We start from the raw sequence: 21,939 nt of genomic DNA on the forward strand, positions 1-21,939 counted from the left end.
GCCGGCCCCGTCGGGATCATGCGGCAGGAGCGGCGGCGGTCGTGATCGGCGCCGGCGCGAGTTCGGGCAGCTGGCCCGACAGCGCCGCGTTCAGCTTGTCGCGGTCGAGTGCACCTTCCCAGCGGGCGACGACGATCGTCGCGACCGCGTTGCCGATGAAGTTGGTCAGGCTGCGGCACTCGCTCATGAAGCGGTCGACGCCGAGGATCAGCGCCATGCCCGCGATCGGCACGGTCGGCACGATCGACAGCGTGGCCGCCAGCGTGATGAAGCCCGCACCGGTGACGCCAGCGGCGCCCTTGGACGAGATCATCGCGACGACGAGCAGCAGCAGTTCCTGGCCCAGCGTCAGGTCGGTGTTCGTCGCCTGTGCGATGAACAGCGCGGCCAGCGTCATGTAGATGTTGGTACCGTCGAGGTTGAACGAATAGCCGGTCGGCACGACCAGCCCGACGACCGACTTCTCGCAGCCCGCAGCCTCCATCTTCTGGATCAGGTTCGGAAGCGCGGCCTCCGACGACGAGGTGCCGAGCACCAGCAGCAGTTCGGCCTTCAGATACTTGATCAGCTTGAAGATCGAGAAGCCCGTCAGACGCGCGACGGTGCCGAGGATGACGACGACGAACAGCGCCGCGGTCAGGTAGAAGGTCGCGACCAGCGCGCCGAGATTGGCGAGGCTGCCGATCCCGTATTTGCCGATCGTGAACGCGATCGCGCCGAACGCACCGAGCGGGGCGGCGCGCATCAGGATGCCGACCAGCTTGAAGACGATCAGGCTGAGACGCTCGAGGAAGTTGAGGACGGGCTTGGCAGGCTCGCCGACCAGGCTGAGCGAAATGCCGAACAGGATCGCGATCAGCAGGATCTGCAGGATGTTGCCGTCGGTGAACGCGCTGACCATCGTGTCCGGGATGATGCTCATCAGGAACCCGGTGATCGTCGTCTCATGCGCCTTGACCGTATAGTCGGCGATGCCCTTGGTATCGAGCGAGGCGGCGTCGATGTTCATCCCCGCGCCCGGCTGGACGACATTGGCGACGATCAGGCCGACGATCAGTGCGAGCGTCGAGAAGAACAGGAAATAGGCGAACGCCTTGCCCGCGACGCGACCGACCGCGCCCAGTTCCTTCATCCCGGCGATACCCGTGACGAGCGTCAGGAAGATCACCGGGGCGATGATCATCTTCACCAGCTTGATGAACGCGTCGCCGAGCGGCTTCAGCGCCGCGCCGTACGTCGGATAGAAATGCCCGAGCGCTGCACCCAGCGCGATCGCGATCAGCACCTGGATATAGAGCTGGCTGGTCCAGCCTTTGCGTGCCGGCGTTTCCGCGACCGCATATGTCTGGGATGGTAGGGTCAACATCGCCTCCTGAAAGTCTCGTCCACTCACGCGGGACGTTAGTGAGGGCGGTAATGCCGGGCCGGACCCCGGACTACAAGTGATCACGTCAAGTGCGTCAAACCCTTGGATTCGCGTGAGTTTGCTCCGTACCGATGTTTCGAATGTGCGGATAATGCACATTTTTGTCGATGGCGTCATGCGAATGTGTGTGATAATCCGCACAGATGAGACGGACTCGATCCTCGCTGGTGACGACCGCGTTGGCGGTGCTGATGGCGTTCGCCGCGCTCGGTGTGATCGTCTCGGTGGTCGCCTCCGTCTATGGCCGGCGGACGGTGGCGGATGCGACCGCTGCGGTCCGGCTACGGGCGATGCAACAGACGCGCAGCAACCTGCGGCTGCTCGAGGCGGAACTGCAGACCTATCGCCTGCTCCCGGTCATGCTCGGCGAATATACCGATGTCCGCGCGGCCCTCGCGTCGGGCACGGTCGATCCGGCGCTCAACGCCAAGCTCGCGCTGCTCGCGGCGCGCACCGGTGCACCTGTCATCTATGCGCTCGATACACAGGGGATGACGATCGCCGCGTCGAACGCGGACCGCCCCGACAGCTTTCTCGGGCATGATTATCGCTACCGCGATTATTTCACCAAAGCGATGGCCTCGGGCGCGACCGAGTTCTTCGCGCTGGGCAGTGTCAGCGGACGCCCCGGCCTCTACCTCTCGCGGCGGATCGACCGCGCGGGACGGCCGCTCGGCGTCGTCGTGGTCAAGGTCGAGTTCGACCGCATCGCGCAGGCTTGGATCCAGGATCACATGGCGACCTTCGTCGTCGATGCGGACGGCGTGATCCTGATCTCCAGCGATCCGCGACTCGAATTCCACACGACGCGCGCGTTGTCCCCTGCGCGGCGTCGGACACTCGCGCAGACGCGGCAGTTCGGCACGCTGCCGCTGCTCCGCGCACCACTGACGCTGGCGGACGACCGGTCGCGGCTAGGCGACGGGACGCCCGCGGTGACGGTGTCGCTGCCCGTGCCGATCGCGGGCTGGCATCTGGTTCATATGGAGCCGCTCGACGCCGCGCTGCGCAGTGCGGCGGTGCGGACGCGCTCGGCGACGACGATTGCCGCGCTGGCGACGATCGCGGCGATGCTCGGCGCATGGTGGTTGCATCAGCGCCGCAAGCGCAACGCCGGCGCACGCGCCGAACTCGAGGCCGAGGTCGCACGCCGCACCGCCGAGCTCAGCGCCACCGCCGACCGGCTGCAGATCGAGGTCGAACAGCGCGAGGCCGCCGACCAGCGCTTCCGCCAGGCGCGCGAGGAGCTCGCCCATGCCAATCGCGTCGGCTCGATCGGGACGATTACCGCCAGCGTCGCGCACGAGATCAACCAGCCGGTCGCCGCGATCCGCACCTTTGCCGACAATGCCGCCGCGTTCCTCGCGCGCGACGAACCCGCGCGCGCCGCGACCAACCTGCAGGCGATCGTCGAGCTGACCAGCCGGATCGGCACGATCACGGCGGGGCTACGCCGCTATGCCAGGCGCGGCGCGGGCTCGATCGGCCCGGTCGCGCTCGACGCGGCGATCGACGGCGTCCGCCTGCTGATCGGCGACCGCTTCCGCGCGAAGGGCGTGACGCTCGATTTGCCGAGCGGGCCCGAGGCGCGGCTGACCGTCATCGCCGGCCGCGTCCGCCTCGAACAGGTGCTCGTCAACCTGCTCCAGAATGCGCTCGACGCGGTCGCCGAGCGGCCCGATGCGCGCGTCGACGTCACCGTCGGGCGTAAGGGCCGCGACGTCGTGCTGACCGTCGCCGACAACGGCCCCGGCATCGATCCCGGCATCGCCGACGACCTGTTCACCCCGTTCGCGACCAGCAAGACCGACGGCCTCGGCCTCGGGCTCGGCATCGCGCGCGACATCATGACCGAGTTCGGCGGCACGCTCGACCTCGTCCCTGCTCCACGAGGCGCCGTCTTCCGCATGATCCTGGTAAAAGCATGAGCGAGCAGAGCGTCCTGCTCGTCGACGACGACGACGTGCTGCGCGGTGCGCTCGAACAGTCGTTCGAACTCGCCGGGATCGCGGTGATCGCCGAGCGCGACCCGACCGTCGCGCTCGCGCGGATCGATGCGGGGTTCGACGGCGCGGTGGTGTCCGACATCCGCATGCCCAAGATGGACGGGCTGGAGCTGTTCCGCCGCATCGCCGCGATCGACCACGAGATCCCCGTGCTGCTGATGACCGGGCACGGCGACGTCGCGATGGCGGTCGCAGCCCTCAAGAACGGCGCGTTCGACTTCATCCCCAAGCCGTTTGCGACCGACCATCTGATCGCGGGCGCAAGGCGTGCGCTCGAGATGCGCCGCCTCGTCCTCGACAATCGCCGGCTGCGCGCCGCCGCCGAGGAGACGATCGGCGCCGAACCGCTGATCGGCGAGACCCCGGTGATGGTCCGGCTGCGCGAGACGATGCGCCAGATCGCGCAGGCCGATATCGACGTGCTGGTCGAGGGCGAGACCGGGACCGGCAAGGAGCTCGTCGCGGTGCTGCTCCACCGCTGGAGCAACCGCCGGTCGCGGCCGTTCGTCGCGGTCAACTGCGCCGCGCTGCCCGAGGCGGTCGCGGAGATCGAGCTGTTCGGCCATGACGGCGATTCGCGCCTGCCCCGCACCGGCCGGATCGAGGCGTCGAACCGCGGGACGCTGTTCCTCGACGAGATCGAGAGCACCTTGCCCGCGGTCCAGGCCAAGTTGCTCCGCGTGCTCGAGGAGCGCGAGGTCATGCCGGTCGGCGGCGACCTGCCCCGTGCGCTCGACCTGCGGGTGATCGCGGCGGCCAAGCCCGGGCTCGACCAGGCGGTCGAGGATGGCCGGTTCCGCGCCGAACTGCTGTTCCGGCTCGACGCGGTGCGGCTGCGCATCCCGCCGTTGCGCGAACGCCGCGACGACGTGCCGCTGCTGTTCGGGCATCTGCTGCACCAGGCCGCCGAGCGGTTCGGGCGCGAGGTGCCGACGATCGACACCGCGACGCTCGCCTATCTCGGCCAGCATGACTGGCCGGGCAATGTCCGCGAGCTCGACAATCTGGCGAAACGGCTGGTGCTGCGCGTCGAGGCGGATGCGCCGGCGGACGAGGATGGTGACCTGCCGCTGCCCGCGCGCGTCGACAAGTTCGAGGAAGCGATGATCCGCGCGACCTTGCACCAGGTCAGCGGCGACGTCCGCTCCGCGCTCGCCGCGCTCGGCATCCCGCGCAAGACCTTCTACGACAAGCTGAAACGCCACGAGATCGACGTCGAGGCCTATCGCCCGACCAAGGGGTAACGCCCCCATTCCGTTCGCCCTGAGCGAAGTCGAAGTGACGGGTCGAGGCTACCGGTAACGCCCCCATCCCCGTTCGCCCTGAGCGAAGTCGAAGGGCAGGCCGCGCGCGCAGATGCTTCGACTTCGCTCAGCACGAACGGATTGGGGTTAGGCGGGTCGATTCATCCCTAGGTCGGAATGACCGGGACCACCCCGCCCTGCCGCGTCGCCACGAACCGCGCGAGCGGCGGTCCGATCAGCAGCACGCCCAGGAACCGCATCACCTGCAGCGCCATCACGAACGGCACGTCGACCGGGCTCGACGCGGCGATGATCGCGACCGAATCCATCCCGCCGGGGCTCGACGCGAGATAGGCGGTGACCGGGTCGATCCCCGCCCAGCGCGTCAGCGCCGCCGCGATGCCGCCACAGAACGCGATCAGCAGCCCGACCGACAGCAGGATCCGCGGCATCGCCTTGCCGGCGACCCGGAGCGTATCGCGCGTGAACGACAGCCCGATCTTCCACCCGACCACCGCATAGCTGATCGCGAGCAGCCATTGCGGCAGCACCGGCTGCGCGATCCCGGTGACGTTGAGCACCCCGCCCAGCACGAGCGGTCCGAGCAGCGCGCCCGCGGGCAGCCGCAGCTTGACGCCAAGAATCGCGCCGACACCGGCAATCGCCACCGTCCGCAGCACCGCGACCGGATCGACGCCCGCGAACCACGCCGCGGCCGGATGATGCCCGCTGCCCCCGCCGACCATCACCGCCGCCAGCACCGAGGCGACGACTGCGACGCACACGACGCGCGTATAGGTCATCACCGCGACCAGCCGCGAATCCGCGCCATACGCCTGCGCCATCAGCACCATCGCGCTCGCGGCGCCCGGCGTCGAACCCCATACCGCGACGGTGCCCGGCAGCACCTGCCAGCGGCTGAGCAGATAGCCGAGCACGCTGCTGGCCGCGAGCGTCGCGACATTGACCGCGAGGAACACCGGCCAGTGCTGCGCGACGGTCGCGACGATCCCGGTGGTGATCGACCCCGCGATCAGCGTCCCCACCGCCGCCTGTGCGCCGCGAAAGGCGAGGATCGGCACCCCCAGCGAGCCGCCGCGCACCGCGAGCACGACCGCCGCGATCATCGGCCCGAGCAGCAGTCCGGCTGGCAGTCCGATCCATTCCAGCGCCCCCGCCACCAGCGCCGACAGCGCGACCAGCAGAGCCCAGCGCCAGATCATGCCTTGGTCGCGAACCAGATCACGTGACGCGCGCCGCCCTTGCGCGTCGCGCGCGCGACGACCTCGTCGACCACGAACCCCGCCTCGTCGAGCCGGCGGGCGAACGGCTTGCTCGGCGCCGACGACCAGACCGCGAGCACCCCGCCGGGCCGCAGCGCGGCACGCGCCCGCGCCAGCCCCGAAGCGCCGTAGAGCCGGTCGTTCCCCGGCCGCGAAATCCCGTCGGGACCATTGTCGACGTCGAGCAGGATCGCATCCCACTCCCCGTCTGCGATCGCCGCGGCGACATCGCCCTCGAAGATCCGCGTGCGCGGGTCGGTCAGGCTGTCGCCGTGCAGCGCCGCCATCGGCCCGCGCGCCCATTCGACCACCGCGGGCACGATCTCGGCGACCGCCACCTCGGCATCGGGCCCGAGCCGCGCGAGCGCCGCCCGCAACGTGAAGCCCATGCCGAGCCCGCCGATCAGCATCCGCACGCCCGACCGCGCGCCGATCCGTTCGCACGCCTGCTCGGCCAGCGCCTCTTCGGACCCGCTCAGCCGGCTGTTCATCAGCTCGTTCGCGCCGAGCATGATCGAGAATTCCGCGCCGCGCTGGAGCAGCCGCAACTCGCCGCCCCCCGGCACCTGCGCCGTCCCGAGAAGAACCCGAGGGATCACGCAGACCACGCCGCGATGTCGTCCTGCTCGCCAATCAGCGCGAGGCCGTGCGCGATCGAGGTCAGCTCGCCGCCGCTCATGATCGCCGCCTCGCCGAACCGCTCGACGAAGATCTGCCGCACCCGCGGGATCAGCGACGATCCGCCGGTCAGGAACACGCGATCGATATCGCCGCCGCCGACCTTCGCCGCGGCCAGCGCGCTGTCGACCGTCGCCTCGATCCGCGCGACGTCGTCAGCGATCCAGCCCTCGAACTGCGCGCGCGTCACCTCCGCCTCGATCTCCAGCCCCGCGCCCGCAAAGTGGAAATGCGCGTCCTCGCCCTGCGACAAGGCCCGCTTCAGCGTGCCGACCGCGTCATACAGCGGATAGCCGAGCTCGTTCTCGATCACCGCGATCATCCGGCCGATCGCATCGGGGTCGATCGCGGTCTTCTGCAACCGCTCGAGCTCGGTCATCGTCTTGCGGTTGCGCATCAGCGCGAGCCTGGACCAGTCCGCGAAATCGGCGAAATAGGCGCGCGGGATCTCGAGCTCCTTGCCGAACGACTTGTACGCGCCGCCCTTGCCCAGCATCGGCAGCACCAGCCGGTCGAGGATGCGGTAGTCGAACCGGTCGCCCGCAATGCCGATGCCCGCATGGCCGAGCGGCGTACAGCGTCGTGCCGCGCCCGGCTCGGCGACGCGCACAACCGAGAAGTCGCTCGTGCCGCCACCGAAATCGGCGACCAGGATCGTCGCGGGCTCGGTCAGCCGCGTCGCATAGCTGTACGCAGCGCCAAGCGGTTCATAGACGTAATGGATCTCCGCGCCGAACCCCTTGAACATCGCGTCGTAGCGCGTCCGCGCGAGCGCCTCGTCGGGCCGCGCGCCGGCATATTCGACCGGTCGCCCGACGACGATCCGCTGCGGCCGCGTGTCGAGTTTGCCGCCCGCATGCGCGATCAGCTTGTCGAGGAACAGCTTGCCCATCTCCTCGAAGCGATAGCGCTTGTCGAAGACCGAGGCCTGCTCGAACGTCTTCATCGCCGCGACCGACTTGAACGACTGGATGAACCGGCTGTCGAGCGGATATTCCATATATTCCGCGATCGCCCACGGCCCCGCATCGACCGCAAGTCCCTTGCCGCTGTCGTCCTGCCAGAAGCAGAGCGCGGAGCGGAATACCGGGCTGGTCTCGGCGGGGGCGGCGAAGGTCACGAGTTCGGGCGTGCCCCCGGGCGTCCCGAGCGCCACGACGCTGTTGGTCGTGCCGAAGTCGAGCCCCAGTGCGGGACTCGCGGCTGGCGTTTGCATGAAGGTCTCCGGGAGCGGGTGGCGCCTGCCTATGCCGACCGGGGCCCCGGGATGGCAACCGGTAAAGTCACGGGCGACGCGTCTTCGCGCTCGCCCGGGGTCAGCGCGCGACCATCTCGCGGATCCGTTCGGCGAGCATGTCGAGCGCGAACGGCTTGGTGATCATCTCCATCCCCGGACCCAGAAATTCGCCGCGCACCGCCGCCTTTTCGGCATAGCCGGTGACGAACAGAATGCGGAGATCGGGGCGATGCCGCCGCGCGACCTCGGCCAGCTGGCGCCCGTCCATCCCGGGCAGGCCGACATCGCTGACCAGCAGGTCGATCCGCCGATCGCTTTCTAGAATTGGGATCGCCGCGTGCGCGTCGCCCGCCTCCATCACGCCGTAGCCGAGGCTGCCGAGGATATCGACGATCAGCATCCGCACCGCGACATCGTCCTCGACCACCAGCACGCATTCGCCGTCCGCGCGCGGCAGGTCGCGGTCCGCGGTCGGCACGCTGGCCGCCGCAGTGCCGTGGAAGCGCGGCAGGTACAGCTTGACCGTCGTGCCCTCGCCCTCCTCCGAATAGATCCGGACATGCCCGCCCGACTGGCGCGCAAAGCCATAGATCATCGACAGGCCGAGCCCGGTGCCCTGCCCGATCGGCTTGGTGGTGAAGAACGGGTCGAACGCCTTCTCGATCACCGCCTTCGACATGCCCGTGCCGGTGTCGCTGACGCCGATCGCGACATAGTCGCCGGGCGCGAGATCGCCGATCGCCTCGGTATAGTGCGCGTCGAGATGCGTGTTCTCGGTCTCGATCGTCAGCCGCCCGCCGTCGGGCATCGCGTCGCGCGCGTTGATCGCGAGGTTGAGCAGCGCGCTTTCGAGCTGGTTGGCATCCGTCGTCACCGGCCAGGTCGCGTCCTGCCGCCGGATCTCGAGCCGTGCATTCTCGCCGAGCGTCCGTGCGAGCAGATCCTCCATATCGCCAATCAGCCGGTCGACATCGGTCGCCTTCACGTCGAGCGACTGGCGCCGCGAAAAGGCGAGCAGCCGCTGCGTCAGCCCCGCGGCACGTTGCGCGGAGACCGTCGCCGCCTCCAGATAGCGGTCGACCTTGTCCGGGCGCGGTTCGGGCACGTTGCGCCGAACCATGTCGAGCCCGCCCAGGATACCGGTCAGCATGTTGTTGAAGTCGTGCGCGATGCCGCCGGTCAGCTGGCCGACCGCCTCCATCTTCTGCGCCTGGCGCAGCGCATCCTCGGCGCACGCGAGCTGCGCCTCGCGCTCCTTGTCCGCGGTGACGTCGCGCCCGACCGCGTTGATCAGCCCGTCGCCCGGCCGCGCCGCCCAGCTGATCCAGCGATAGCTGCCATCCTTGTGGGCATAGCGATTGTCGATCCGCGCGACCGCCTCGCCGCGGGCGATCCCCGCCGCGGCCAGGCCGGTATGCGCGACGTCGTCGGGGTGGAGCAGCGAGAAGAGCTGGCGTCCGACGATCTCGTCCATCGACCAGCCGAGCATGTCGGTCCAGGCGGGATTGGCGGCGACGATCGTGCCGTCGAACTCGGCGCGCAGCATGATGTCGGACGACAATTCCCACAACCGGTCGCGGTCCGCGGTCGACGCCTCGACGGCCTCGGCCAGTCCCTCGTTGATCGCGCGCAGCTGGCGCTCCGCCGCCTTGCGCGTCGACTGGTCGAGGATCGCGCCGATCATCCGCGTCGGCGCGCCGTCCTCGTCGCGGATGACGTAGCCGCGGTCGAGCACATCGGCATAGCGGCCGTCGGCGCAGGCGAACCGGTATTCGTCGGTCCAGTCGCTGTCCTGCCCGTAAATTACCGCATCGATGCTCGCATGGATCCGCGCGCGGTCCTCGGGATGGACCTGGTCCAGCCACCAGTCGCCGGTCGACTTCGCATCGGGCAGGACATGGCCATAGGCACGCGTCAGCGCCTCGTTCCACAGCACCGAATTGCTCCGCAGGTCCCAGTCCCAGATCGCGTCGTTGGTCGCGCGGCTGGCGAGCCGCAGCCGCTCGCTCGTCTCGCGCAGTGCCGCCTGTGCGCGGCGATCGTCGCTCATGTCGACGACCGTCCCGACCAGCCGGATCGGACTATCGCCATCGAAGAACGCGATGCCGTGCGCGACGATGTGGCGCTCGACGCCGTCGCTCTGGCCGATCGTGCGATATTCCGAATCGAACATCCGCGTGCCGCGCGGATCAAGCGCGGCGGCGACTTGCGCATCGGCAGCTGCGCGGTCGTCGGGGTGGAGATTGGCGAGGAAGGCGGACTCGTACTCGACCGGCGCGCCCGCCGGGATCCCGAACAGCGCGCGGCACCGGTCGTCCCAGCGCAGCATGCCGTCCGCCGGCCGATAGTCGAACCGCCCCAGCCGCGCGACCCGCGTCGCCAGTTCCAGCTCCTCGCGGCTTTCGGACAGCGCGACCTCGTTGCGACGGCGCTCGCTGATGTCGTTGAACAGCACCGCGACATGATTCAGCTCGGGCGCATCGACGCGGTAGGCATAGACCTCGAACCAGCGATCCTGCAGCGCGGAGGCGGGATCCTCGAACCGCAGCGGCTCGCCGGTCGTCGCGACATGGCCGTACAGGTCGAACCAGCGCTGTTCCATGTCGGGCGCGACGTCGCGGATCGTCCGCCCGATCATGTCATCGAGCCCGGTGTTGCGCGCGAACGCCCGGTTCACCTCGAGGAAGCGATAGTCGTACGGCGTGCCGTCGGCGAACAGCACCTCGATCACGCAGAACCCCGCATCGATCGATTCGAACAGCGACCGATAGCGCGCCTCGCTCGCCTTCACCGCGATCTCACCGCGCACCCGGTCGACCGCGTCCGAGGTGCGCAGCGCGACGTCCTCGACCAGCGCGATATCCGCCCTGGTCCAGTCGCGCGGCGTGGCCTCGTACAGGTACAGGACCGCCGCCAGCCGCCCGTCGTGGAGCAGCGGCGCGGCGATCAGTGCGCCGACGCCGGCCTGCGCCCAGCACCGCGCGGTCGCCGGATCACGCGCGCGTGCGTCGGTCGTGCAATCGTCGACGATCACCGTGTGCCCGCGCCGCAGATCGGCGACCACGCCCGCGCCCAGTGCCGCGTCCCCGTCCCCGTCCCCGTCTCCGTCTCCGTCTCGGTCTCCGTCTGGCGTCGCGGCGAGGCCGGGCAGCGTCCCGTTCGACCAGTCGCCGACGCCCTGGGTCATCGCGCCGTCCGCCGACACCTCGTCATAGCCGCAGCGCGCGACGTCGAGATGCGAGCCCAGCGCCGCGGCGGCGGCCGCCATGATGTCGTCGGGCCGCGCCATCGTGCGGAACAGGTCGACCAGCGCGAGCTGGAACGCCTGTCGCGCGAGCAGTTCATCACGATCGAGCAGAGGGGGACGCATAACCTATGTGTGCCCGGAGAGACCAGGGAAGTCGAGCCATGGCTCAGCCGCGCTTCAGCCGGACCAGCGCAGCGTCGAGCGCCGACAGGAAACGCGACCGGTCCGCCTTGGCGAAGGGTGCAGGGCCGCCGATCACGTCGCCGCCCGCGCGCAGATCGGCCATGATCGCGCGCGTGGCGATCGCACCGCCGATCGAGCTGGTGGTGAACGGCTTGCCGGTATTGGCAAGCACGGTTGCCCCCGCCTTCACGCAGCGATCGGCGAGCAGGATGTCCGCGGTGATCACCACCGCCTTCGCATCGGCCTGCTCGGCGATCCAGTCGTCGGCGGCGTCGAACCCGTCGCTGACGACGACGCGGTTGACGAGCGGGTGGACGGGCACGCGAAAATGGCTGTTCGCGACGATGGTGACGGGCACCTCGTGCCGCCACGCGACCTTGTAGATCTCGTCTTTGACGGGACACGCATCGGCGTCGACGAGGATGCGGAGGGTGTTGGGTGCGGTGGGTGCGGTCGTCATCGGCTATCTCCCGATTACACCAACGTCGTCATCCTGACGAAAGTCAGGATCCAGGATCAAGCAGGACGGCGTCCGCGGCTCTGGATCCTGACTTTCGTCAGGATGACGGGGCTAAATAGGTTCCCGACATCGTCAGGATGACGGGGCAAAGAGGGCCCCTGCCATCGTCAGAATGACGGCGCGGGGGCCGCCCGCGCCCTCACCCCGTTCGCCCTGAGCGAAGTCGAAGGGCATGCCCCAGGCCGGGGTGCTTCGACGTCGCTCAGCACGAACGGAAGGCGGCAGGGTCAGCTACGCTCGCGATTGCCGCGATACGGCGCCTTGCGCGCTGGAGCCGGACCGCCACGCGGGGCCGCGCGGTGCAGCGTCGAGCGCGGGGCGCCCGCGTTGCTGCGGCCACCGCCGCCGGCATGGCGTGCGGTGCTTTCGGGCGCGCCCTGCATCGCCTCGATCGCGACGCCGCTCTCCTCTTCGCCCGCCTGCGCGGTACGCTGGATCGCTGCCGAGAAGCGCGACGCGACGGCACGCGGGATCTCGAACGCGGTCTCGTTCGGGCCGATGCGGATCGCACCGATCTCGGACTTGGTGATGTGCCCGCGACGGCAGATCAGCGGCAGGATCCAGCGCGGATCGGCGTTCTGGCGACGACCGATATCCATGCGGAACCAGACGGTGTCCTCGAAGCCCGCGCGCGGCCCCTGCGAACGATCGTCGCTGACCGACTGCTTGCTCTGGTCGATCAGATCCTCGGCCTGCGGCATCGTCGCGCGGTGCATGTGGACCAGCGCCGCGGCGATATCCTCAGGGGTCTTCTCGGCCATCAGGCGGGTCGCGAGCTCGCGATCCTCGTCCTCGACCTCGACCGGCTGCATCAGCATCGTGATCAACCGCTCATGGTCGTTCTTGCGGATGTCCTCGGCGGTCGGGGCGTTGACCCACTCCGCGTTGATCTTCGCACCTTTCAGCATCATGTCGACGCGACGGCGACGCGGGAACGGCACGATCAGCACGGCGGTGCCCTTCTTGCCCGCACGACCGGTACGACCCGAGCGATGCTGCAGCGTCTCGGCATCGCGTGGCAGTTCGACGTGCACGACGAGGCTGAGCGTCGGCAGATCGATGCCGCGCGCGGCGACGTCGGTCGCCACGCAGACGCGTGCACGACGGTCGCGCAGTGCCTGGAGCGCGGCGTTACGCTCGTTCTGCGAATGCTCGCCCGACAGCGCGACCGCGGCAAAGCCACGCTCGACCAGGCTCGCGTGCAGATGGCGCACGTTATCGCGGGTCGCGCAGAACAGCATCGCCGTCTCCGCCTCGTGGAAGCGCAGCAGGTTGATCACCGCATGCTCGATCTCGGACGGCGAGACCGTGACGGCCTGGTACGAGATGTCGCCATGACCGCGATCCTCGCCGACGGTCGAGATGCGCAGCGCATCCTTCTGGTAGCGCTTGGCGAGCGCGACGATCGGCCGCGGCATCGTCGCCGAGAACAGCAGGGTACGGCGCTGCTCGGGCGACGCGTCGAGGATCTGCTCGAGATCCTCGCGGAAGCCCATGTCGAGCATCTCGTCGGCCTCGTCGAGCACCGCGACCTTCAGGGCCGACAGGTCGAGCGCGCCACGCTCGAGATGGTCGCGCAGACGGCCGGGCGTCCCGACGACGATATGCGCGCCGTGTGCGAGGCTGCGACGCTCCTTCGACGCGTCCATCCCGCCGACACAGGTCGAGATGCGCGCGCCGGCCTTGGCATAGAGCCACATCAGCTCGCGGCTGACCTGCAGCGCGAGTTCGCGCGTCGGTGCGATGCACAGGACGAGCGGCTTGTGCGGCGCCGGCAGGCGCTGGACGCCGTCCTCACCCGCTTCACCGAGCAGTTCGCCGGCCATCGCCAGGCCGAACGCGACGGTCTTGCCCGAGCCGGTCTGTGCCGACACGACCAGATCGCGACCGACCGCATTCTCCTCGATCACATGCGCCTGGACGGGGGTGAGCGCGGTATAGCCACGCGCGGCGAGCGCTTCGGAAAGAAGCGACGGAATATTTGAAAAAGGCATGTACGTCCTAATTGGTGGCCGGCTTGACGCTACGGCAAAGCACTGGCGTGGTGGTCCCTACAGGACTTGGCCCGCGGCCCACCCGCTCGCCCATGCCCATTGGAAGTTGTAGCCGCCGAGCCACCCTGTGACATCGACCGCTTCGCCGACCGCATACAGGTTTTTTACGCGTTTGGCTTCCATTGTTTGTGAAGAAAGCTCAGCAGTGCTGATTCCGCCCGCCGTCACCTCCGCCTTGGCATAGCCTTCGCTGCCATTTGGCGTGAATTGCCAATGGCTTAGCGCACGCTCCGCATCCTGGAGCCGGCGATCGGTGAGCGTGGAAATCTCCCCCGTCATCCCCAGCCGCTCGCTCAGCGTCTCGGCGAGTCGGTCAGGCAGCGTCCCCCCGAGCAGCTTGCGCAGCGTCGTGCGCGGCGTGGTGCGCTTCGCCGCGGGGAGCCAGCCGGAGTCGCGGTCGGGGACGAAATCGATGCCCACCGGCTGGCCGTGCCGCCAATAGGACGAGGCCTGCAGGATCGCCGGGCCCGACAGTCCGCGATGCGTGAACAGCGCCGCCTCGCGGAACGCGGCCTTGCCGGCCGTCGCAACGACATCGGCGGCGACGCCCGACAATTCGCGAAACAGGATCTCGTCGCCGCCGAGCGTCAGCGGGACGAGCGCGGGCCGCGGCTCGACCACCTTCAATCCGAATTGCCGCGCCAGATCATAGGCAAAACCGGTCGCGCCCATTTTCGGGATCGACGGCCCACCGGTCGCGATCACCAGCGCGGGGGCGGTGACCGCGCGGCCGTCGATCGCGACGCGGTAGCCGCCATCGCCATGCTCGACCGCAGTGACCGCGCGCCCGAGCGACAGATCGACCCGCCCCTTGTCGCATTCGTCGAGCAGCATCTCGACGATCTGCTTCGCCGAGCCGTCGCAGAACAGCTGCCCCAGCGTCTTTTCGTGCCACGCGATCCCGTAACTCTCGACGAGCGCGAGGAAATCCTGCGCGGTGTAACGGCCGAGCGCGGACTTGGCGAAATGCGGATTGGCGGAGATATAGCGGTCGGCGGCGGTGTGCATGTTGGTGAAGTTGCACCGCCCGCCGCCCGAGATCAGGATCTTCTTCCCCGCCTGCTCGGCATGATCGACGAGCAGGATCCGCCGCCCGCGCTGCCCCGCGACCGCGGCGCACATGAGCCCGGCGGCGCCTGCCCCGAGGATGATCGCGTCGTAATCGGACAAGGTTCGCTCCGTGCGGCGCGGGGTGCAGGCCGCTGGTCAAAGGTGTTTCCCCGCGAAGGCGAGGATCCGGGCTCCCGCCTTCGCGGGAGAACAAGGCCGGATTCAGCGCGTTCGGGATCGCCCTTATAGGCGCCACCTGCTCCTAACGAAAGCACCACCCCGGCGAAGGCCGGGGCCCAGTTGGGGGACGGCAATGACGCACGTCGCGCGCCGTTACCCCCACCTCCCCAACTGGACCCCGGCCTCCGCCGGGGTGGTGAATTCTAGAATCGTCATCCTGACAAAAATCAGGGCAACGGAAAAATCACCGCAGCTTCGCGATATTCAGCGAATCTTCCTTCGCGCGCGTCTTCACCGATTCCTCGCTCCGCGTCAGCGCCTTGGCGATCGCCTTCAGCGCCATGCCCTTCTTGGCGAGCGTGTGCAGCTTCTGGATCTCGTCCTGGGTCCAGGGCTGGCGGTGCCGTTCGAATTTCGCCTCGGCCATTATGCGATCTCCACTATCTCGATCGCATCCGCCTTGCCGGCAAACGCCACCGTCTCGCCCACCGCGGCGCCCATCAGCGCGCGTGCGAGCGGGGCGGAGAAAGCGAGGCGATCCTCGCCCGGCTCCGCCTCGTCGCCGCCGACGATCGCGATCGTCCGCTCCGCGCCGTTCATCCGCACGCGCACCGACGATCCGATCCCGACCTCACCCTCTTCGGGTTCGGGCGCGAGCTCTGCCGTCGTCTGGCGCGTGTGCCAGTAGCGCAGGTCGCGCAGCAGCACCTTGCGTGCTTCCTCGTCGGTCTCGGCCGCCACCGCCGCCTCGATCGTCTCGACGCGCTCGCCGATCAGCGCAAGGCCGCGCGCCGTGACCAAATTGGGCCCCGGCGCGATCGGCTGTTCGAATTTCGGCTCGAGATGTTCCTCGTCGCTTTCGCGGCGAAACGCGACGCTCATGCGCTTACTTCAGGCATGCGACGATCCCGGCGATCGCCGCCAGCGTGCCGTCGACATTCTTCACCTTCACGACGTCGAGCCCGAGCTGTTCGGCCGGATAGTCGTTGCCGCCCGGGAAGATCGCGTCGCCGATGAACATCATCTTGTCGAGCGCGATCCCGCTCGCCTCGTTGAGCTTCTTCAGGCCGTACGCCTTGTCGACACCCTCGCGCGTGATGTCGATCGAGGTCGCGCCGCCCATGTTGATCGACAGACCCGGCAGACGCTGGCGCAGATCGGCCTGGATCACCTTGCGCTTGGCGAAGTCGGGATCCCAGCTGTGCTTGGCGTCGATCGGCGCTTCCTGGCCGAGCGCGGAGAAGGTGATCTGGCTGCCGCGATCCTCGATCCGCTCGCCCCAGGTCTGCTCGGGGACGAACCCGGTCGCCTCGAGCGACTCGTCGAATGCCTTGAGGATCTTCTGCTTCTCGTCTTCCTCGAACAGCTCGGCATAGACCGCACGCCAGGCGTCGTCGAACCGGTACAGCTTGGTGCCGGTCGTCGGCATCAGCCACAGCTTGGTGCGATCGGCGCGCTCGGGCAGACGGCTCGCGACCTGCTTTTCGAACTGCGGCCAGTCGCCGCCCGAGATCACCGCGACATGCGCGACGTCGAGCAGGTCCGCGAGCGCCTCGCCCATCGGCTCCTGCAAGGGCTGCTTGCTTTCGGCCAGCGTTCCGTCGAGGTCAAAGGCAACCAACTCTTTCATGCGGAAACTCCAGTCAGGATAAATGTGTCGATCGCGTGCGCGACGCCATCGGCATCGTTCGCGGTGGTAATCTCGTGCGCGACGTCACGGACATTTTGCGGCGCATTGCCCATCGCGATCGCCAGCCTGGCCCGCTTGAGCATCGCGATGTCGTTCGCCTGGTCGCCGATCGCCGCGGTCTGCGTCAGGCTGATGCCGAACGCGTCCGCGAGTTCCTCGATCCCGCTGCCCTTGTTGCCCGCCACGGGCGTGATGTCGAGATAATAGGTCTGGCTCTGGACGATCGTCGCCTGCGCGTCGAACTTCGCCGCGACCTTGGCGTGCAGGTCGCGCAGCAGATCCTCGTCGTCGCTGACGAACGTCACCTTGTCCGCCTTGCCGAGCAGATCGGTGAAGTCGGCGACGATCACCGGGTCCTGCGCCGAGGCTTTCCGCTCGCTGTCGACATGGCTGCCCTGGTCGGTGCTGGCATACCAGACGTCGTCGGCGAAGATCCAGGTATCGACGGGGGCGTCACCGATGATGTCCATCGCGCCGCGCACGACGTCGATATCGACCATGTGATGCTCGATGACCGTGCCGTCGCGCTTGAACACGATCCCGCCGTTGAACGCGCCCATCGGTTCGTCGATGCCGAGCAGCTCGGCGATCGGCATCATCCCCGATCGCGGCCGCGCGCTGATGATCGTGAAGCCCAGCCCCGCCGCCTTCAGCCGCCTGACCGCATCGACGGTCGCGGGCGCGACCTTCTTGTCCTTGTCGACGAGCGTGCCGTCGACGTCGGACACGAGCAGCTTGATGCTCACTGGGGCATCTCGACATGCCCGCCGAAGCCGAAGCGCATCGCCGACAACAGCTTGTCGCCGAACGTATGGTCGACCCGGCTGCGATAGCGTGCGTAGAGTGCGGCGCTCAGCACGTTGGCGGGCACCTTCTCTTCCATCGCCGCGTCGATCGTCCACTGGCCCTCGCCCGAATCCGCGACGCTGCCGCTGAACCCTTCGAGCGTGCCATCCTTGGCCAGCGCGATCGCCGACAGATCGAGCAGCCACGACGAGATCACGCTGCCGCGACGCCACACTTCGGCGACGTCGGTCAGGTTGATGTCGAAGCGCTGGTCCTCCGCGACATGCTCGCCCGACTTGCCCTTGAGAATGTCGAAACCCTCGGCATAGGCCTGCATCAGGCCGTATTCGATGCCATTATGGACCATCTTGACGAAGTGCCCGGCACCCGGAGGGCCGGCGTGGATATAGCCCTTTTCCGCACGCGGATCGGCCTGCCCCTCGATGCGGCCCGGCGTGCGGACGATCTCGCCCATGCCCGGCGCCAGCGTGTCGAAGATCGGGTCGAGATAGTCGACCGTCTCCGTCTCGCCGCCGATCATCATGCAATAGCCGCGCTCAAGGCCCCAGACGCCACCCGACGTGCCGACGTCGACATAGCGGATGCCCTTTTCCGCGAGCTCCTTCGCACGGCGGACGTCGTCCTTGTAGAAGCTGTTGCCGCCATCGATGATGATGTCGCCCTCGGCGGCCTTTTCGGCGATCGCCTGCACGGTCTGCTCGGTCGGCTCGCCCGCGGGCACCATCACCCACCAGATCGCCGGCGTGTCGAGCTTGCCGCGCATGTCGTCGAGCGAGTCCGCGCCGATCGCGCCATCCGCCGCGAGCTTCTTCACCGCCTCCGCATCGCGATCGAACGCGACGACCTCATGGCCGTTCTTCATCAACCGGCGCGCGATATTGCCGCCCATCCGGCCGAGGCCGATCAGTCCGATCTTCATGATTCACTCCGCGCTTTCGCTGGAAAATACCTGCCGTTCGTCCCGAGTAGACGTCGAGCGTGTCGAGACGACGTATCGAGGGACATGTACCTCGATACGGTCTCTCGGCTTCGCTCGATCCCTACTCGGCACGAGCGGGAACGTGTCTTACGCCGTCGCCGGCTGCTTCTTCGCGATCGACCCGAGAAGGTCGTCGAACGCCTTCACGAACGAGGCGACGCCCTCTTCGACCAGCGTGCCGGTCACGCCGGTGAGGTCGAGCCCGAGCCGCTCGGCTTCCGCCAGCACATGCTTCGCGCCATCGACATCCGCGGTGATCGTCTCCGCCGCGGTGCCATGGTCGCGAAACGCGTCCATCGTCTTGGGCGGCATCGTGTTGACGGTGTCACGACCGATCAGCGTGTCGATGTAGAGCGTGTCGGGATAGCTCGGATCCTTGACCCCGGTCGACGCCCACAACAGCCGCTGCGGCTGCGCGCCCTTGGCGGCGAGCGCCTGCCAGCGATCCGACTTCAGGAACTCGAGATACCACTGATACGCCATCTTAGCGTTGGCGATCGCGACCTTGCCGCGCACCGCCTTCAGCGCATCCGCGTCGGCATCACCCTTTTCGAGCCGTGCATCGATCTGCTTGTCGATCATCGAATCGATCCGGCTGACGAAGAAGCTCGCGACGCTGGCGATCCGGTCGATCGGCTTGCCCTCGGCGACGCGCTTCTCGAGCCCTGCCGCATAGGCCTCGGCGACGCGGACATAGGCGTCGATCGAGAACAGCAAGGTCACGTTGACATTGATCCCTTCCGAGATCGCGGTCGAGATCGCCGGGCCACCCGCGAGCGTCCCCGGGATCTTGATCATCAGGTTCGGCCGGTCGACCGCCGCCCACAGCTTGCGCGCCTCGGCGATCGTCGCGTCGGTATCGTCCGAGATATAGGGCGACACTTCGAGGCTGACATAGCCGTCCTTCGCGTCGAGCCGGTCATACACGGGCTTCAGCGTCTCCGCCGCCGCCTTGATGTCCTGGATCGCGAGATGCTCGTAGCGGTCGATCGTCGCAGCGCCGGGGTTCTCCTTGTCGAACTTCGCGAGCGTCGAGTCATAGGCCTCGCCGTGCCCCATTGCCTTTTCGAAGATCGATGGGTTGGACGTGACACCGGTCAGCCCGTCCTCATCGACCAGCTTCTGGAGACCGCCGGCCTCCAGGAACTTCCGGTCGACGAAATCGAGCCACACCGCCTGGCCGAAGCCTTCGAGATCGTTGAGCGCACCCATCACTTGGTCTCCATAACCTGGCGGGCAACCTTGACGACATTGTCGACGGTGAACCCGAACTTGTCCTGCAGTTTGGCGAGCGGTGCCGAGGCACCGAAGGTCGACATCGTCACGGTCGCGCCGTCGAGCCCGACATAGCGGTCCCAGCCGATCGACCCGGCCATCTCGATTGCAACGCGTGCCCGCACGCCCCGCGGCAACACGCTTTCCTTGTAGGCAGCGTCCTGCAGTTCGTAGCGATACCAGCTCGGCATCGACACGACCCGGCTCTTCACGCCGTCCGCGACCAGCTTCTCATGCGCGTCGACCGCGAGCGACACTTCGCTGCCCGTCGCGATCAGGATCACGTCGGGCGTGCCGTCACAATCGGCGAGCACATAACCGCCCTGCGCAACGCCGTCGGCGCTCGCATATTTGGTCCGGTCGAGCGTCGGCAGCGCCTGGCGCGACAGGATCAGCGCGGCGGGCGTGCTGGCGTCCTTCAGGACCGCCTTCCACGCCGCGACGACTTCGTTCGCGTCGCTCGGGCGGATCGTGTCGAGCCCGGGGATCGCACGCAGCGTCGCCAGATGCTCGATCGGCTGGTGCGTCGGGCCGTCCTCGCCGACGCCGATCGAATCGTGCGTGAACACCCAGACCGCGCCGACTTCCATGATCGCCGACAGGCGCACCGGTGCGCGCATGTAATCGACGAAGACGAGGAAGGTGGAGCCGTAGGAGCGCAGATGCGACAGCGCCATGCCGTTGACGATCGCGCCCATGCCATGTTCGCGAATGCCGAAATGGAAGTTGCGGCCGGCATAGTTGTTCGCCTCGAACGAGGGCTGGCCCTTGATGTCGGTCTTGGTCGACGGCGCGAGATCGGCCGAACCGCCGATCAGCCACGGCACCTTGGCGGCGATCGCGTTGAGCACCTTGCCACCCGAATCACGGCTGGCGACGCCCTTGGGATCCGCCTCGAACACCGGAATGTCCGCGTCCCAGCCCTCGGGCAGCTCGTCCTTGAGCAGCAGCTCGAGTTCGGCCGACAGCTCGGGATATGCACCCCGATATTTGTCGGTCAGCGCGACCCATTCGTCGCGCAGCTTCGCGCCACGCTCCGCGATCGCACCGTTGAAATGCTCGATCACGCCGTCGGGCACGTAGAAGGACTTGTCCTCGGGCCAGCCATAGGCCTGCTTGGTGAGGCGGATATTCTCGTCGCCGAGCGGCTCGCCATGCGCCTTCTCGCTGCCCGCCTTCGGGCTGCCGTAACCGATCACCGAATGCACGACGATGAAGGTCGGCTTGTCGGTGGTCGCCTTGAACGTCTCGATCGCACGGCTCAGCGCGGCAGTGTCGTTCGCGTCGTCGACATGGATGACGTTCCAGCCGTAAGCGTCGAAGCGCAGGCCGACATCCTCGTCGAATGCGAGATCGGTCGCGCCCTCGATCGAGATGTGGTTGCTGTCGTAGATCCAGCACAGATTGCTGAGCTTCAGATGCCCGGCCATGCTCGCCGCCTCGGCCGAGACGCCCTCCATCATGTCGCCGTCGCCACAGATGGTGTAGACGTCATGGTCGAACAGCGTGAAGCCGTCCTTGTTGTAGCGCGCCGCGAGCCAGCGCTCGGCGATCGCCATGCCGACCGAATTGCCGCAACCCTGGCCGAGCGGGCCGGTCGTGGTCTCGACACCCGTCGTGTGGCGATATTCGGGGTGGCCCGGGGTCTTGGACGAAAGCTGGCGGAACTGCCGGATGTCTTCGAGGCTGACCGCCTCCTTGCCGCTCTTCTCGCCGTCCGCACTGATCTCTTCGATCTTGGCGAGGTGGATCAGCGCATAGAGCAGCATCGACGCATGGCCGACCGACAGGACGAACCGGTCGCGATTGGGCCAGTCGGCATGCTTGGGATCGTAGCGCAGGAATTTCGACCAGAGCGTGTAGCCGACCGGCGCGAGCGCCATCGGCGTGCCGGGATGGCCCGAATTGGCCTTCTGCACCGCGTCCATCGACAGCGTGCGGATCGTATCGATCGTCAGACGCTCGGGCGAACCGTCCTCGTGCAGGTTCGGATCCGCCTTCATCGTGGGGGCGGTTGCGGTATCGGTCATGAAAGAAAGCCTCGCTCTAGACGGTGACCGAACGCCGCGCATCCGATCTG

Annotated in this window: 17 protein-coding genes; 2 read left to right on the top strand and 15 right to left on the bottom strand. The window is 67.8% G+C overall.

What is annotated here, in order from left to right; genetic code table 11:
- Positions 1-16 precede the first annotated feature (16 nt).
- On the bottom strand, positions 17-1,363 hold the full coding sequence (locus tag IFT87_RS03355) for a dicarboxylate/amino acid:cation symporter (protein WP_260171256.1): 1,347 nt from the start codon (positions 1,361-1,363) through the stop codon (positions 17-19).
- Positions 1,364-1,593: 230 nt separating this feature from the next.
- On the opposite strand from IFT87_RS03355, the gene IFT87_RS03360 reads away from it, so the two are divergent.
- Together IFT87_RS03360 and IFT87_RS03365 are read left to right on the top strand one after the other, a co-directional pair.
- Positions 1,594-3,354, top strand: coding sequence for a sensor histidine kinase (locus IFT87_RS03360; RefSeq protein ID WP_056679588.1), 1,761 nt, complete (start codon positions 1,594-1,596; stop codon positions 3,352-3,354).
- A complete protein-coding gene (locus IFT87_RS03365) occupies positions 3,351-4,676 on the top strand; it encodes a sigma-54-dependent transcriptional regulator (protein ID WP_192007506.1) in 1,326 nt (441 codons plus the stop codon). Before IFT87_RS03360 ends, IFT87_RS03365 begins: the two co-directional genes overlap by 4 nt.
- Before the next feature lie 167 nt (positions 4,677-4,843).
- Here the strand turns inward: IFT87_RS03365 and IFT87_RS03370 are convergent, their stop codons facing one another.
- The 14 genes from IFT87_RS03370 to tkt form a co-directional block, all read right to left on the bottom strand.
- On the bottom strand, positions 4,844-5,899 hold the full coding sequence (locus IFT87_RS03370; protein WP_192007508.1) for an AbrB family transcriptional regulator: 1,056 nt from the start codon (positions 5,897-5,899) through the stop codon (positions 4,844-4,846).
- Entirely contained in the window at positions 5,896-6,558 is a 663-nt protein-coding gene (locus IFT87_RS03375) for a hypothetical protein (protein ID WP_192007510.1), read from the bottom strand. The genes IFT87_RS03370 and IFT87_RS03375 overlap by 4 nt, the downstream gene beginning before the upstream one ends.
- A complete protein-coding gene (locus IFT87_RS03380; RefSeq protein WP_192007512.1) occupies positions 6,555-7,853 on the bottom strand; it encodes an Hsp70 family protein in 1,299 nt (432 codons plus the stop codon). Before IFT87_RS03380 ends, IFT87_RS03375 begins: the two co-directional genes overlap by 4 nt.
- A 100-nt stretch (positions 7,854-7,953) precedes the next feature.
- Complete coding sequence (locus IFT87_RS03385) at positions 7,954-11,244, bottom strand: PAS domain-containing protein (RefSeq protein ID WP_192007515.1); 3,291 nt, start codon at positions 11,242-11,244, stop codon at positions 7,954-7,956.
- A gap of 43 nt (positions 11,245-11,287) precedes the next feature.
- A complete protein-coding gene (locus IFT87_RS03390) occupies positions 11,288-11,764 on the bottom strand; it encodes a YaiI/YqxD family protein (protein ID WP_192007517.1) in 477 nt (158 codons plus the stop codon).
- 287 nt (positions 11,765-12,051) lie between these two features.
- Entirely contained in the window at positions 12,052-13,818 is a 1,767-nt protein-coding gene (locus IFT87_RS03395) for a DEAD/DEAH box helicase (protein ID WP_192007519.1), read from the bottom strand.
- A gap of 57 nt (positions 13,819-13,875) precedes the next feature.
- A complete protein-coding gene (locus tag IFT87_RS03400) occupies positions 13,876-15,048 on the bottom strand; it encodes an NAD(P)/FAD-dependent oxidoreductase (protein WP_037528979.1) in 1,173 nt (390 codons plus the stop codon).
- A 304-nt stretch (positions 15,049-15,352) separates the two neighbouring features.
- Positions 15,353-15,535: a hypothetical protein gene (locus IFT87_RS03405; protein WP_031396458.1), complete on the bottom strand. Its 183-nt coding sequence runs from the start codon at positions 15,533-15,535 to the stop codon at positions 15,353-15,355.
- Positions 15,535-15,990, bottom strand: coding sequence for a GreA/GreB family elongation factor (locus IFT87_RS03410; protein ID WP_031441771.1), 456 nt, complete (start codon positions 15,988-15,990; stop codon positions 15,535-15,537). Before IFT87_RS03410 ends, IFT87_RS03405 begins: the two co-directional genes overlap by 1 nt.
- A 4-nt stretch (positions 15,991-15,994) precedes the next feature.
- Complete coding sequence (locus IFT87_RS03415) at positions 15,995-16,738, bottom strand: HAD-IIB family hydrolase (protein ID WP_031396456.1); 744 nt, start codon at positions 16,736-16,738, stop codon at positions 15,995-15,997.
- Positions 16,735-17,544 carry a Cof-type HAD-IIB family hydrolase gene (locus IFT87_RS03420; protein ID WP_037528981.1) on the bottom strand — a complete coding sequence of 270 codons (810 nt, stop codon included), beginning with the start codon at positions 17,542-17,544 and terminating at the stop codon, positions 16,735-16,737. The genes IFT87_RS03415 and IFT87_RS03420 overlap by 4 nt, the downstream gene beginning before the upstream one ends.
- A complete protein-coding gene (gnd, locus tag IFT87_RS03425; RefSeq protein WP_037528983.1) occupies positions 17,541-18,524 on the bottom strand; it encodes a phosphogluconate dehydrogenase (NAD(+)-dependent, decarboxylating) in 984 nt (327 codons plus the stop codon). Before gnd ends, IFT87_RS03420 begins: the two co-directional genes overlap by 4 nt.
- A 147-nt stretch (positions 18,525-18,671) precedes the next feature.
- The gene (tal, locus tag IFT87_RS03430) at positions 18,672-19,796 is read right to left on the bottom strand and encodes a transaldolase (protein WP_192007521.1); all 1,125 of its coding nucleotides are present in this window, start codon (positions 19,794-19,796) and stop codon (positions 18,672-18,674) included.
- Complete coding sequence (gene tkt, locus IFT87_RS03435; protein ID WP_192007523.1) at positions 19,796-21,889, bottom strand: transketolase; 2,094 nt, start codon at positions 21,887-21,889, stop codon at positions 19,796-19,798. The genes tal and tkt overlap by 1 nt, the downstream gene beginning before the upstream one ends.
- Between the last annotated feature and the right edge of the window lie 50 nt (positions 21,890-21,939).

The sequence above is a fragment of the Sphingomonas sp. CFBP 8765 genome (genome assembly GCF_014841445.1).
GTDB classification, from domain to species: Bacteria; Pseudomonadota; Alphaproteobacteria; order Sphingomonadales; family Sphingomonadaceae; genus Sphingomonas; species Sphingomonas aerolata.